Source organism: Paenibacillus wynnii, from assembly GCF_000757885.1.
GTDB classification, from domain to species: Bacteria; Bacillota; Bacilli; order Paenibacillales; family Paenibacillaceae; genus Paenibacillus_AQ; species Paenibacillus_AQ wynnii.
This window is the reverse complement of sequence record NZ_JQCR01000003.1, coordinates 222,720-237,617: the sequence shown is the minus strand read 5'-3', so window position 1 is coordinate 237,617 and position 14,898 is coordinate 222,720. Positions and strand designations below refer to the sequence as shown.

The following is a 14,898-nucleotide window of genomic DNA, read 5'->3' as shown; positions in this document are numbered from 1 at the left end:
TAGCTGCCGCTTTGTTAAAAATCTTATATTAAGCTTTATTTACCACGGGCTTCCGAATGGCATTACCAACCTTCATAAGAATGTTAGACATGGAATCTGGATCTTTCACATCATATTCATCAATATTTAGGCGGAGTACCGGACAAGCAGTGAATTGATCAATCCACACGGAGTATCTGCCATGCATCTGTTCCCAGTACGAGACATCGGTCTGAATCTCCATCTCACGTCCGCGCTCGTTAATACGGGTCAGAATGGAAGGCAGACTGCCTTCAATATAAATTAGCACATCGGGATGGGGAAAATAGGGAGTCATAACCATTGCTTCATAAAGACTAGTATAGGTCTCATAATCGGTCTTAGACATCGTGCCTTGATCCGCATGCATTTTAGCAAAAATACCTGTGTCCTCATAGATGGAACGGTCTTGCACGAAGCCACCACCGAGTTCAAACATTTTCTTCTGTTCCTTAAAACGTTCAGCCAGGAAATAGATTTGCAGATGAAAGCTCCATCTATCGAAATCATGATAGAACTTTTCCAGATAGGGGTTATGATCAACCTGTTCAAGTGAGGTCTGAAAGTTCAACCGTTCCGCTAGGGCCGCTGTCAAAGTAGATTTACCCACACCCACTGTTCCTGCTACGGTAATTAATGCGTTGTCCGGGATGTTATATTTATTCATTGCATATGCTCCTTTACTTGTAACGCGATGACGGCGAACTGATCTTTATTTTCTACAAAATCGACCTTATTTCCATCTATCGTGATAATAGGGGTCGACGGTTCCCGAATGGCCAGAGAAGTCATCGCCTCATCATAATCTTCTATTAATTGCTGTAAATACGCGGTGTCCATAGCATCTTCAAAGGATCGGCCGCGTTTATCAATCCGTTTAAGAAGTGTATCGAGATCTGCCCGAATATAAAGAATGACATTAGGCTTCGGTAGGTCATCGGTTAGAACATGGTAAATCTGGCGGTATTTATCCCGCTTCGTCCCCTTCAGAGTACGCTCACTAAAGATAAGATTCTTATAAATATGATAATCCGAAATGACGGGCTTACCCTTATCTATGTACTGCATGACGGTATCTTCAAGCTGCTTGTACCGGTTGCAGAGAAAGAACATCTCCAACTGAAAGCTCCAATCATCCATGTTCCGGTAGAACTTGTCCAGAAAAGGATTCTCCTCGACAATTTCCTTGATAATCGGGAGCTGAAATTCTGTGGAAAGCATAGTAGCCAGTGTAGTCTTCCCGGCCCCTATCGGACCCTCTACGGCAATAAATGGTGCGTGTGTCATTGATTCTGAACTCCTCCTCGAATGCGGGCAATGCCTAAAAACAGACTAAACTATTGTATCATAGGAGGGCATCAAAGGAGCGTATTAATTTCAAGTAACTTATGACTGTTTTCGGCGTCTAATCTTATGTTAAGATATTTGATATATTTAACTTTTTAGGAAAATTACACAAAGAGACGAGGGGTATTTGTATGAAGAAATGGGCAATTTTTTGGGGCACTTTTCTAAGTTTAGTCTGTGCCTTAAATGTCTCCGCTGCGGGGACAGAAGCAACTAATGCAACAGCTTCCAGTATTACATCTTTTGGACCAAATCATCTGATCAAAAATGACGGGAGTCTATGGTTGTGGGGTGGGCTCAGATCCGTTCCTACACAAGTACCGGGCTTGACTGATGTGCAAGCAAGCTATAATTCGCTGGCAGGCTTACTAGTCACTAGAAAGGATCTATCTGTATGGAAACTGGATACTCACTCGACCACTTTGATGATGACAGCAACCTCTGTTGATGAGTTGAACAATGTGACCGGAATCTTCCCCGTGGGAAACCGGACAATTGCGGTTAACGCAGAGGGAGCCGTATTTAGTTCCGTCCTATCTTCTGATGGTACTTCATCTGCCTTTACGCCTATTACCGGGATAGACAATGTTGCCGCAGTGGATTGGTATACTGAGAGTAACAAGCAAGGTTACTGGGAGCGTTTCCTCTTCTTGAAGAAAGATGGAACCGTATGGACAAGCCACGATAAGCTTGCCACCTTTGAGCCTGTGGCAAATCTAACGGACGTCATCCAACTGCAAAAAAACTATGTACTTAAGAAAGACGGAACTGTATGGAGCTGGCCCATTCAATCCATCTATTCGTCTGAGAAGGTAGTGGCATCTGATGCCTCTGTGGTAATCCCCTCTCCTACTTCCACATTATCGAATATTCTTTCGATTAAATACAACGGGTATTCAGCCGTGGCTATTGACGAACAATCCCGCTTGTGGTTCTGGGGATCCACAATAACGGGTTGGTCGGACGGTAAAACGTATAATGAACAAGAAGCTCCTATCCTCTTAACAGGGATCATCGATGTAAAAGAGGCATTCGTTGTAGAACGATCCATTATAGTATTAACCCAGGATGGCAAAGTCTATGAAACCTCTATTGAGCGGGAAACCTTACCTTCCAATGCGAAGTTCATCCCTATCGCTTCGGGAATCAGTATTATTAAAGGTGGTGGACGCCATGTTATTATGCAAAAAAATGACGGAACCCTTTGGGGTTGGGGTATCAATTATCATGCAGAGCTGGGTTATGGGGACTCCGAATTCAGCCTTGAGGGTCTAGTACCTGTACAAAGGCCTATCTCCGTCTCCTTGAACGGCGAGAGTGTAGCTTTTACTAATGGCGTAATTACGCGTAACGGTCAGAACTTCATCCCTCTCCGTTCCCTGTTTGAGAAAATGGGAGCCCTAATTACCTTTAAACAGGATGTTACCACAGTTCCCAACCCTGCAAAACCGGGGACTATGATGAACAAAGTAGATAAAAAAATATCCATCGTTCGCAGCGATGCGAACAAGACGGCCCTTACGATCAGCATCAATGCTGTTACCGGAGAAACTGCTGTGAATAATGAAGCCGTTAACCTTCCAACCCTTCCGTTCATCGTGAACGGCACGATGTATCTGCCTCTGCGTTTTATTAGTGAGAAACTGGGTGCAACCGTCGAATGGTTACCTCAGGAAGAACTTATTTCCATAACGATGAAGTAATTAATGCAAGTGGTTTTAGTATTTCTTTTTGTGAAGAAACTTTCTCGGCTCAAAACAGCGGAGAGAACTGAACGATTGTGGAAAAGCGATAGCGGTCGCCTTTGTCTCCGGATTTTCACCGCTAAGGGGAATAAATAAAATCTGGAGACAACAGCGATTGGAACAACGGTCCGTTCGCGGAGCGTCCATTCCAAACCACTACCGTACTCCTACTCCAAATCGCTTTTTCGCCTCCGAAATTTTGTTCAACTATAATGTACAGCCTCTCTGATTCAAAAAAAAGGTGTCCCATAATTAGGGACACCTTTTTATTACATATAAACTTTAAGACAACCGACCGCTGAAATCCTCATACGCAAATTGACGAATGACCTTGATGCCTTCTTCTTCGTTGTACGAAGCGATGGCCGGCAGGTTCACGCCGTTGAACATATGATTCTTCACCATCGTATAGTGACCCATATCAGTGAATACCAACTTGTCACCGTATTTCAAGGGCTCTTTGAAGGAATAATCTCCGATGACGTCACCTGCCAGGCAGGTCATGCCACCAAGTCTGTACGTATAGGCAAATTCACCTGGCTGACCAGCGTCAATAATACCTGGACGATACGGCATTGCGAGAACGTCCGGCATATGGCATTCGGCAGAGGTATCCAATATCGCGATATCCATACCATTATGCATAGTGTCTAGAACGGTCGCTACCAGATATCCGGTGTTGAGGGCGATCGCCTCTCCCGGTTCCAGATAAATCTGAACATCGTATTTCTCTTGCATATACGTAATGCAGCGAATCAACGTCTCCAGATCATAATCGGGACGAGTGATATGATGACCGCCGCCAAAATTAAGCCATTTCATGCCGTGAAGATACTGTCCGAATTTCTCTTCCACTACCTTAAGCGTACGCTCCAAGGTATCCGAGTTTTGCTCACACATGGTATGGAAATGCAGTCCATTAATGCCTTCAAGACCATCCGGACGGAAGCTCGGCAGTGTTACTCCCATTCTGGAGTAGTTGTAGCATGGATCATATAGAGGAATTTCAATCTCGGAGTATTCCGGATTCACCCGGATCCCGCAACTGATTGTCTTAGGTGCGCTTTGCACCCGATCCTTAAAACGGTTCCATTGATCAAAAGAGTTAAAAACAATATGATCGCTGTACTCCAGCAGCTCGGCGAACTCCGAGTCCACATAAGCTGGCGCATATACATGCACCTCTTTGCCCATTTTTTCAAAGCCCAATCTGGCTTCGAATAAAGAGCTGGAGGTAACACCATGCAAGTATTTAGCGATCAGCGGATACATGGAGTGCATGGAGAAACCCTTTTGCGCGAGCAAAATTTTGGCACCCGTACGCTCCTGTACATAATTCAAAGTCTCTAAATTCTTGATTAACAATCGCTCATCTATAATATAAGCGGGTGACGGCATCGTGCTGATATCAATATCCATCGCTAAGCCCTTAGTCGAGCAGCGTTGGCGAGAAATCTTCCTGCCAAGGCAGCCCTTGTTTATTCAGTTCTTCCATAAATGGATCTGGGTTAAACTCTTCAACGTTGTATACGCCTGGTTTTTTCCAGATGCCTTTGATAATCAACATTGCACCGATCATCGCTGGAACCCCTGTAGTATAGGAAATAGCCTGTGAGCCCACTTCTGCGTAGCATTCTTCATGTACACATACGTTGTAAACATAATATGTTTTAGGCTTGCCGTCTTTGGTTCCTTGAATAATACAGCCGATATTTGTTTTACCCTTAGTTCTAGGTCCCAGAGATGCTGGATCCGGCAAAATAGCTTTCAAGAATTGCAAAGGAACGATCTCTTTACCTTCATATATAATAGGTTCGATAGAAGTCATGCCAACATTCTCAAGAACCTTCAAGTGAGTCAGATAGTTCTGGGAGAACGTCATCCAGAATCTGATTTTCTTCACGCCCTTGATATTCTTAGCCAGGGATTCCAATTCTTCATGGTACAGAAGATAGATATCCTTCGGACCGATTTCCGGAAGGTCATATACTTTTTTCTCGGAAAGAGGAGCGGTTTCAATCCATTCGCCGTTTTCGAAATAGCGGCCGTTTGCTGTAATCTCACGAATATTTATTTCAGGATTGAAGTTGGTTGCAAAAGGGTAACCATGGTCGCCCGCATTAGCATCCACGATATCAATCGTGTGAATTTCATCAAAATAATGTTTTTGAGCGTAAGCCGTGAACACACCCGTAACCCCAGGGTCAAAGCCGCTTCCGAGAAGCGCGGTGATGCCCGCTTTTTCAAATCTTTCCTTATAAGCCCACTGCCAGGAATATTCAAATTTAGCTGTATCCTGTGGTTCGTAGTTGGCAGTATCTACATAGTGCACTCCTGTTGCCAGGCAAGCATCCATAATAGTCAGGTCCTGATATGGGAGAGCAACATTGATAACAACATCCGGCTGGAAGCTCTTAATCAGTGCGATTACTTCATCCGTATTATCAGCATCAAGCTGAGCCGTTTGAATCTTTGTACGGCCTCCATCTAATTTATCTTTCAGAGCGTCGCACTTAGCGACCGTTCTGCTTGCAATACAAATCTCTTCGAATACATCCGGGTTCTGGCAACATTTATGAACAACAACACTAGATACTCCGCCAGCTCCAATAATTAAAGCTTTTCCCAAATTCAAAACCCCCTAATTTCCGTTTGCAAAAAATCAACAAGCCTGATTATACATAATATGCTCCAATAAATCAATAAAAAGCGACAAAAAATGATATTTTTTGTGTAAAATCTTTGATTATCCCTATTCAAACTCTAAAATGCATGATAATACATTAGAATGCTTCATTTTCCTTTAATTCTTTTTAATAGTATCATACCGCAACCATACTTATTATACCTCTTATTATCGATTTCTTTGTGTTCAGAACATTTCACGTAGATTAAATTTTTCTATGCGTTATTTCATTATCCTTTTTAGGATTACTTAATCTCTTATAAGGGACTTTTTTCCAAAAACATGTGTAGAAACGATTGAAGAGGGTTTCATCCATAAAATTGCCTTTTATCGCCATTTGATGCGTTTTATACCCCCTTTTCGCCTTTTGACAGAAGGAAATATCTGGAGCATAATAAGCGTCTGTGCATTTACTTACTAATGCTCAATAGGACTGATGTGTATAGGCTTTAGAGTGTGCTTTAACAGGGGAGATGCAGAATATGAGAAAAGAGTTCGACATTAGAAACAGGCCATTTTTAGGCTTTAGCTTTGTCCTGCTGCTGAAAAGTGCGGTAGCGTGGTTCGTGGTATTTAGCGATGGTCCATCATGGAGTATATTGCTCACTGAGATTCCTTTCTTCTTCATTGTATTTGGACTCATTGAATGGATGGCATCCAAGCGAAAGTTTCTTTATTACATGGTCGCCAACTTATTTATATCAGTGATTTATTTTGCCGTCCTAATGTACTACAAGTATTATGGCGTTATCGTCACTTATCATGCCTTGGAGCAAGCCGATAAGGTAACAAAAGTCGGGGAAAGCACCTACTCCCTACTTGATCCCTATTATTTATTCATTTTTGTAGATATTATTGTATTTATGTTCTATATGTTCCGTCCGAAATATATTACACGCTGGAAGGACCGGGGCATGAAGCGCATGAATAGAACGGTTCTGTTCGGTATCATAAGTGGATCCATTGCCCTTTGTCTTTTCAGCATTTGGCCTAATCATGCCAGTATGAACGAGAACAAAAAGGCAGAAAGCATGGGAATCCTTAATTACGAGCTCTATACACTTTTTGCCGACAGCACAGAGAGTGAAGAAATGATCGATAGCAAGGATATTACTCAAGCCTCCATTAATGAAGCTAAAGGGATTACAGAGCCGGTATCCCCGCAATATTGGGCAGCTGCCAAAGGAAAGAACCTGATTGTAGTGCAGATGGAATCCTTCCAAACCTTCCTGATAGGCCTTAAGATCGATGGGCAAGAAATTACCCCTAACATCAATAAAATGGTGAAGAATGAATTGTATTTCGATAACTTCTATTCTAGCGCAGGGCAAGGAACAACCTCGGATGCGGAATTTGTAGTCAATACTTCCCTTTATATTCCCCACCATGAGGCCGCAACCTCATCCAAGTACATGGATAAGTCGCTTCCCAGCCTGCCCAAGTTAATGAAGGCACAAGGGTATGAGACCGCTACATTTCATACGAATAGCGTAGAGTTCTGGAACCGTGAGGCATTATACAAAACATTAGACTTTGACAAATATTACGATCAAGCCTTTTATGGAGACGATGATCATATCGCATTCGGCTCCTCGGACGAGGTATTGTTCGCAAAAACAGTCCCTGAACTAGTCAGATTAGACGCCGAAGAGAATCCCTTCTATGCTATGGTTATTTCAATGAGTGCCCATCACCCTTATAAACTGCCAGAATCCAAATTCAAGATTAAACTTCCTGAACGGTTCGAAGGTACATTGGTAGGTGATTATATTCAGTCTCAGAATTATGCAGATTACGCGATGGGTCAATTTCTGGACGATTTAAAGACCAGAGGATTGTGGGAGAACAGCGTTGTCGTATTCTATGGGGATCATCAAGGCTTACCCCTCTATTCATTAGGAAGTGACGAGAAGGATTTAATGAAGGAATCGGTAGGCCGAGAGTATGGATATACAGATATGTTCAACCTTCCCTTCATTGTTCATGCTCCGGGCATAGGTCAACCTGCTATTTTTAGCCAAACGGGCGGACAGATCGATATTTTGCCAACGGTAGCTAATCTGCTAGGGGTTTCCCTTGAGGATCAGATCCACTTTGGTGAAGACTTATTCAATCACAAGACCAACCTGCTTCCCGTAAGACATTTTCTGCCAAAGGGATCATTCATTAATGACTCGAGCATGTACTTAACGGGTGTATCTTATGCCGATGGAACCAACTATAATTTGACCGACAACTCCATAACTAAAGAAGGATCTACAGAGGCACAATTCAATGCCGTAAATAAGCTTCTGAATATGTCAAACAGTTATATTTTGCAATTGCCTGACGTTGCCCCGAAGGACGAATAATAGTATCTCTCATTTGAAAATACCTAAAAACAGCCGGACAAAAGGATGAACTCCTTCTGCCCGGCTGTTTCATTATTTATTGTAAGAGTCCGACTTTTTCTACTTCTGCCGTGACGTTTGTATTAATCTCTTCTTCCGCTGCACATTCCAGAAGGTATACTCTGGATTCGTAGGGTCTTAATGCAACGGTCTCTATGCGCTCCGCCGGATCGGTATTATAGTTATGGAGAAGTAGTTCACAGGAAATGTATTCAAGGTCGGCCGGAAGATCAAACAATACCTCTTGGGAGGTAAGATTGGCCATGACAAGTAGCTTCTCATTCTCCAATGTCCTTGTGTACGCATAGATGGACTCGTCCTCAGGCAGAATCAGATCATAAGTTCCGTAGACAACAACGGGATTGGCGGCTCTCAGAGTGATAAGTTTTTTATAATGATGATAAATAGAATCTGGGTCCTGCTGCGCTCGCTCAACATTGATCTCTGTATAATTCGGATTGACCTTCATCCAGGGAGTATCACTGCTGAATCCGGCGTTATTGGAGTCATCCCACTGCATCGGTGTTCTGGAGTTGTCACGTCCATTCTTCCAAATGACCTGCATTATTTCCTCGTGGCTCTTACCGGCCTCACTCTCGATTCGATACATGTTCTTCATAGCCACGTCATCATAATCATCCATCGAGTCAAATTTGACATTCGTCATGCCGATTTCCTGGCCTTGGTAGATAAACGGAGTCCCCTGCATAAGAAAATACATCGTAGCCAATGACTTGGCTGACTCCTTCCAATAAGAATCATCGTTACCCCATGTTGAAACGGAACGCGGCTGGTCGTGATTTTCAATAAACAACGCATTCCAACCTTTACCTTCAAGACCCTTTTGCCAGCGGGACAGTGCGGATTTCAAGGCAATTACATCGAGGCCCCCGGTTGTACTTTTGTTCCAAAGTGCCAAATGCTCAAATTGAAAAATCATATTGAACTTCCCTTGTTCCTCACCTACCCAGAGCTCTGCCTGATCCACATTCACCCCACTCGCTTCGCCAACCGTCATAACATTGTAGCGGTCAAAGGTCTCCTCCTTCAACTCCTGGAGAAAATCATGGATTCCCTCACGGTTCATATGTCCCTCAAAGGAAGGCACATAAGGTAGACTCAATGGATTCGGCATGTCTGGAAAACCAGGTACCTTCTTAATATGCGAAATCGCATCCACTCGGAAGCCGTCTATTCCTTTATCCAGCCACCAGTTAACCATACCGTACAACTCCTTACGAACTTCGGGGTTCTCCCAGTTCAGGTCAGGCTGACGTTTGGAGAACACATGCAAGAAATACTGCCCGGATTGAGGATCCAACTCCCAAGCTGATCCGCTGAATATACTTTCCCAGTTATTCGGCTCTACCCCGTTATTATGATCACTCCAAATATAGTAATCCCTTTTCGGGTGGTTCTTGTCAGAACTTGCCTCAATAAACCATGGATGTTCATCTGAGGTGTGGTTGATGACAAGATCCAGAATCAGCTTCATGCCACGTATATGGACCTCATGCAGCAACTGATCAAAGTCCTCCATACTGCCGAACTCCTCCATGATGTCCTGATAATCCGAAATATCATACCCATTATCATCATTCGGAGATTTATAAATCGGGCAAATCCAAATCACGTTTATTCCTAAATCCTTGAGATAATCAAGCTTAGATATGATTCCTTGCAGATCTCCTATGCCGTCTCCATTGCTGTCCATAAAGCTGCGCGGATAGATCTGATAAGCAGTCGCTTCTTTCCACCATATTCTGTTCACAGTATGCTCTCCTCTAATTGCTATAGTATATTCAGGAAAATATTTTCCCGTTTAGTTGGTTTATTATCCTTATTGAACTTTATTTCCTCAAATTAACTTTGGTTTCAAATGTATATGTGTATTTTATGGGAAATATTTTTCCTGCAGCGCTATTATATGACCTTTTATTTTCCTAGTCAACACATATCTTTTGAATTCTTACAGTTATACGTGATATGCTGAATACATTAGAAAATCGTGATTGAAAGTTCTGGTGATCGTCTTGAAAATAACCATCAAAGATATAGCCAAAATGGCCGACGTTTCCATATCCACCGTATCCCGGGTGGTAAATAACAGCAAACCTGTAAATGAGGATGTACGGAAACGGGTAATGGAGGCCATCAAACAAACCAAATACCGTCCGGATGTACTCGGTGAAGCAGAGACAAGAGGGAATACCCATCTGATCGGCATCATTATTCCGCACAATAGCAATACCGTACTCGATGATTTCAGTATTGGTATTCGAAACATCGCAGAATTGTACGGGTATGACATTATAGTGGGCCTTACCGACGGAACCGTCGAGAGTGAGCTTCATTATTTCAATCTATTTCATGAGCTTAGAACCCTAGGAAATATCTTTGTGGGATCAGTGTTGGAGAAGGAACACACAGAGATGATACACAAGACCGGTACCCCTTGTGTACTTGCCGGGCAGCAATCTCCGAATTCCGCGATCCCTTCCGTTCACTTAGACAATGTCACTGCCTCTTATGAAGCCGTAACTTATCTGATTCAACGGGGGCACCGCCAAATAGCTATGATTCGTGCCTCAGGAGAAAGTGCTGTTGGCGGTGATCGTTATCAGGGATATCGACAAGCCCTTGAGGACGCACAGATTCCCCCGCGGGAGGAATGGGTTGTAGAAAGCGGTTTCTCCGTGGAGGATGGGAGTACCGCCATGCGAAAAATAATGGAGAGAGCGTCTCGGCCTACCGCGGTATTCTGTTCAACAGACTGGATGGCCGTAGGTGCGATGAATTATCTACATGATATCGGTTTACGTGTGCCAGAAGATATCTCCGTGATTGGTTTCGATAACAGCTTCATGGCTTCCATTGTCCGACCTAACCTGACATCGGTAGAGTACTCAGGGACTGAAATTGGCATGACGGCTGCACGTCATCTTATTAAGCTAATTAAAGGTGAAACCGTTACTCCCCACCACTCAAATGTCGCCCATTATTTAATGGTAAGAGAAAGTACAGAATAAAATGTCCCCGCAGCGGATGAAGCTAATTGATTAATGCGTTTCAAGAGCACCCCTTTGGTGGTAAATACTCACATTGAACTGAATTGAACCCACTATAGCCAAAAGGAGGGTTAATTATGTTTCCAGTAATTTACGGGGATGATTGGCCAGAAAGATATTGGTGCTAAATAAAACAGCGGTAGTCTAGGACTGTTTTTCCCGTCCAAGGCTGCCGCTGTTTTATTTAAGGGTGTCAGTCTACAACTTTATGGATATTACTTATGTTAAATCAGTTCGTGGGCCAATCTACGTATTTCAGCACTCATTCTTTCATTTACAGGGTAAAACTCCTCTAAGTAACTTAACAACTCCAAAGCCGAATAAGGAACGCTATCATACCCTTGCATCAAGCTGCCCATACGTTTTGAGAATTCAGGAAATCTCTGTTCAACCCTTCTCTCATTACTGAACTTATCCGGATAACAATCTACCTCCGGCTCCAATAAATGCAGGACAGATAAGATTCCATTTACCGGATAGCTCTCAATAAACCTGGTGGCGGAGAGTTTTTCTCCCCTTGCAAATCTTCCAAGCCCTACATATATATTGGTTAAGGCTTCGTTAACAACATAATCCACCGATTCTGCTTTTAGTTTGGGAAAGTCTACAGTAGATTCAAACTCGGTATTCCATTCATAATTTGAAGCCTTCCACACTACCCTACCTCCGGAAAAGGAGATACCCTTCAGTTCCGACTCTTCAAAAACTGCAAATTCTCCATATATCCCATCCTCGAACATCACCTTATAACCATCTTTAGTATTTTTGAAAGAATACGTTAAAGGGCAGGCATCTTCAAGCCAATCTAATTGATTGATAAATTTGTCCTTAGCACCCGTCGCAACGATCAGGAAGAAATCCAAATCAGAATATTCATCTAATCGATGAGTCTCAACACCAACTGAACCTAGACCTAACAACAGTAACGCCTCCCTTCTCACTTCAAGCGCTATTCCGATTTCATCCAGCCTGAGAAGCAATAACTCTTGTCTGCGCATACTGAACCCCCTTCATCTACATGAATCGACAACAAAAAGGGCCCAACCCCGTTCTGCACGAGGTTGAACCCATAGGTTTCATTGCCTTTTTGTTAGAGCAAAAATAACATAAAGAGGAACTTATCGTCAAGCTGAATTTCAGTGGATTAAAATTAGCTCTCTAAGCTGACTTATATACTTCCTCAGTTCTATACGAACCCGGTGTGTCCTTACTCACATCCGCAATAAGGATTGTTCTCCCCTCGATCTCATCGTCAGCTCCACCATTAATCTTGAACACATTGATTTCACGGAATAGCTTCTGCGAGATTTCATTTATTTCAACAGCTTGGCGGGCAATGTCGCGAATGGCAGTGTCCTGCTGAATACTAGAGGCATTAACCTCCTGAACACCTGCGGCTGTCTTTTCGGCAATAGAAGCCACAGAATGAACGGACTCCGCAAGCTTGGCATTCATAGACTGTGTGGAATCAACCTTTACATGGATCTGTCCAATCTGCTTGCTGATCGCTTCTATGGATTGATCAATGGCTTCAAACGAAGAAAGTGTCTCTGCCACTTTATGATCCTGTTCTTCCAGATTTTTTCTAGTGTCTAACATATAGCTCTGAAAGTCAGCCATCCCGACCAGCCATTCGTTGATAATATCATTGATATGACTCGACGACTCTTTTGTTTGATCAGACAACTGTCTAACTTCATCAGCAATCACAGAAAATCCCTTGCCATATACCCCTGCCCGAGCAGCTTCTATAGCCGCATTCAAGGAAAGAATGTTCGTCTGCGAAGAAATCTCCATAATTGAATTTGTAATTCTAGAAATATCCTTTGATTGCTCTGCCAGCTTGTTCAAAGCTTGATACGCCTTCCCCACAGAATCACGCGAATGCTCAGATACTTCCCGCAAAGCAGTGACTGCCGCCGATCCTTTTCTCGTATTCAAATTAGCTGTATGGCTGGTCTCCAGCATGTCCCCGGTGTAGGCCGTAATCTCTTGGACTTCACGAACCAGTTCCTGAATGAAGCTGGCACTCTGCTCGGTTTGTCCGGCCTGTTGATCCGCTCCCACAGAGATTTCTTGTATGGTTCTAACAATATCCAGATTAGTATGGGCTGTAATGGATGATGAATGTTGAAAAGTCTCCGAATATGCTGCAAGCGACGAAGCCACCGACTGGGTCTGCTGAAGCATGTCCCGCACCTGTTCTACCATGTGATCAAAGTGGTGACTCAATTGTCCCAGTTCATCATTATACGGTGAATTAATTTGTTGTCGCAGGTCACCCTCGGATATTTTGCGTACAGCAGCCTGCAGTCTATTGATGGGAGTTAGGAAAGAACGGATTAGCAACGAAGCAATTACCAGCGTAAGAAGGAATACGAGTACGGCTGCATAAACCGCTGCAGAGGCTGTCCGGTCTAATAATGTAAAAGAGTGGACTTGAGCCTGCTGTGCTTTTTCGGCAGCAGCTTCATATAATTTCTCGTTGTTCACCAGCATTGCTTGATTTAAGGACTGCGCCTTAGTATGTATATCATCTATTTGCTCTAAAACAGTCATGGGATCCAAATCCTCATCTCCCATAGTTTGAACTAAGCCATCAAAATAACCGGTATATTCTCCAACTTGGGCTTCCAGAAGTTGTAGTTCTCCATAACCGGGTGAGCCTTTTTCAAAATCCACCTTGGAGAGCTCATCCAATAACCTCTTTTGTTTTTCCTTGAAGGTAATGACCAACTCCAGATCGCTAGAACTGGCTAGAGAATTCTCCACACCGTTCAACTCTTGCAGGAATTGGGTAATTGTAGAAACGGTAATTCTTTTTTCCATCTCTGTTTTTTGCCTTTCCATAGAACCTTCTACCTGTCCGATTTGATAGCCCTGATAAAGAGCCACTCCCAAAAAAATGAGGGTTACGACAGAAAAGCTTAGAATTAGCTTCCACTTCATGGAAAGATGCATGCGATTTCCCTTCAACTGTATCAACCTCCATAGTATGTATCAAGGCACACTAGTATTGTTGCCATAGCTTAATTATAGAAGTCCGATATTAATGGATATGCACAGTTTTGTATGAGAAGCGTAAATCATGGCACAAAAAAACGCTTGGAATCCCAAGCGTCGGTGTAAATTAATTATTCACTTCACTTACCTATAGCCTTCAACGATTAATTGATCCTCAATTGCACCCCAGTCATCGTTCATAAGGAACTTCGGCTGTATCCGTTCTTCTGTGGCAACAAACGTGAGTCTGCAGTATACTTCTTTATCCACGGCGATCTCAAAATACAGTGCGTAATTCCCATTCTCTAAGGGGAGCTCAATAGGAAAGCTCTTCTGAACCGAAAGAACCTCCAGCCGATCACGCTCCATTACTTCGAAGGGTACAACCAAACGCCGCTGAGCAAGCCCATCTTCCTGAAATTGATCCCTTAAGCTGAGCTTTACACACGCTCCGAAGGTATCCTCCAATAAGGGATCCAGGGTAATGTAACCCGGATGGAGAATGACTCCCTGTGCGACATTTATATCTCCCCACTGGCAAAAGTCCTCATTGAAATCGCGGGAACGAACCTGAAGCTGATGATGAGATAGGATCATGTCTACTTCTTGGGTAACGGGTGTTGAATCCATATATTCAAGCT

Annotated in this window: 11 protein-coding genes; 3 read left to right on the top strand and 8 right to left on the bottom strand. The window is 43.2% G+C overall.

From position 1 onward, the window contains the following. Nucleotides 1-28: 28 nt before the first annotated feature. Together PWYN_RS16285 and PWYN_RS16280 are read right to left on the bottom strand one after the other, a co-directional pair. Nucleotides 29-685 carry a deoxynucleoside kinase gene (locus tag PWYN_RS16285; RefSeq protein WP_036654205.1) on the bottom strand — a complete coding sequence of 219 codons (657 nt, stop codon included), beginning with the start codon at nucleotides 683-685 and terminating at the stop codon, nucleotides 29-31. Continuing rightward, a complete protein-coding gene (locus tag PWYN_RS16280; RefSeq protein ID WP_036654203.1) occupies nucleotides 682-1,305 on the bottom strand; it encodes a deoxynucleoside kinase in 624 nt (207 codons plus the stop codon). Before PWYN_RS16280 ends, PWYN_RS16285 begins: the two co-directional genes overlap by 4 nt. Nucleotides 1,306-1,496: 191 nt before the next feature. Here PWYN_RS16280 and PWYN_RS16275 point away from each other — a divergent pair, with 191 nt between their 5' ends. After that, nucleotides 1,497-3,068: a stalk domain-containing protein gene (locus PWYN_RS16275; protein ID WP_036654201.1), complete on the top strand. Its 1,572-nt coding sequence runs from the start codon at nucleotides 1,497-1,499 to the stop codon at nucleotides 3,066-3,068. Nucleotides 3,069-3,392: 324 nt separating this feature from the next. Here PWYN_RS16275 and nspC read toward each other — a convergent pair whose 3' ends face one another. Both nspC and PWYN_RS16265 read right to left on the bottom strand, forming a co-directional pair. Further along, nucleotides 3,393-4,529: a carboxynorspermidine decarboxylase gene (gene nspC, locus PWYN_RS16270; protein WP_036654200.1), complete on the bottom strand. Its 1,137-nt coding sequence runs from the start codon at nucleotides 4,527-4,529 to the stop codon at nucleotides 3,393-3,395. A gap of 10 nt (nucleotides 4,530-4,539) precedes the next feature. Continuing rightward, the gene (locus PWYN_RS16265) at nucleotides 4,540-5,739 is read right to left on the bottom strand and encodes a saccharopine dehydrogenase family protein (protein ID WP_036654198.1); all 1,200 of its coding nucleotides are present in this window, start codon (nucleotides 5,737-5,739) and stop codon (nucleotides 4,540-4,542) included. Nucleotides 5,740-6,278: 539 nt separating this feature from the next. On the opposite strand from PWYN_RS16265, the gene PWYN_RS16260 reads away from it, so the two are divergent. After that, entirely contained in the window at nucleotides 6,279-8,147 is a 1,869-nt protein-coding gene (locus tag PWYN_RS16260; protein WP_036654195.1) for an LTA synthase family protein, read from the top strand. Between the two features lie 76 nt (nucleotides 8,148-8,223). On the opposite strand, the gene PWYN_RS16255 is transcribed toward PWYN_RS16260, so the two are convergent. Then, the gene (locus PWYN_RS16255) at nucleotides 8,224-9,957 is read right to left on the bottom strand and encodes a glycoside hydrolase family 13 protein (protein WP_084146760.1); all 1,734 of its coding nucleotides are present in this window, start codon (nucleotides 9,955-9,957) and stop codon (nucleotides 8,224-8,226) included. Between the two features lie 241 nt (nucleotides 9,958-10,198). Between PWYN_RS16255 and PWYN_RS16250 the strand changes: the two genes are divergently transcribed. Beyond that, nucleotides 10,199-11,215 (top strand): LacI family DNA-binding transcriptional regulator, encoded by a 1,017-nt coding sequence (locus PWYN_RS16250; protein ID WP_052088037.1) that lies wholly within the window; start codon nucleotides 10,199-10,201, stop codon nucleotides 11,213-11,215. A gap of 263 nt (nucleotides 11,216-11,478) precedes the next feature. Here PWYN_RS16250 and PWYN_RS16245 read toward each other — a convergent pair whose 3' ends face one another. The 3 genes from PWYN_RS16245 to comJ all read right to left on the bottom strand — a co-directional run bounded on the left by PWYN_RS16245 (nucleotide 11,479) and on the right by comJ (nucleotide 14,887). Further along, on the bottom strand, nucleotides 11,479-12,252 hold the full coding sequence (locus PWYN_RS16245; protein ID WP_036654193.1) for a hypothetical protein: 774 nt from the start codon (nucleotides 12,250-12,252) through the stop codon (nucleotides 11,479-11,481). A 160-nt stretch (nucleotides 12,253-12,412) separates the two neighbouring features. After that, a complete protein-coding gene (locus tag PWYN_RS16240) occupies nucleotides 12,413-14,230 on the bottom strand; it encodes a methyl-accepting chemotaxis protein (protein WP_036654191.1) in 1,818 nt (605 codons plus the stop codon). A gap of 171 nt (nucleotides 14,231-14,401) precedes the next feature. Further along, nucleotides 14,402-14,887 carry a competence protein ComJ gene (gene comJ / locus PWYN_RS16235; RefSeq protein ID WP_036654190.1) on the bottom strand — a complete coding sequence of 162 codons (486 nt, stop codon included), beginning with the start codon at nucleotides 14,885-14,887 and terminating at the stop codon, nucleotides 14,402-14,404. Nucleotides 14,888-14,898 lie beyond the last annotated feature (11 nt).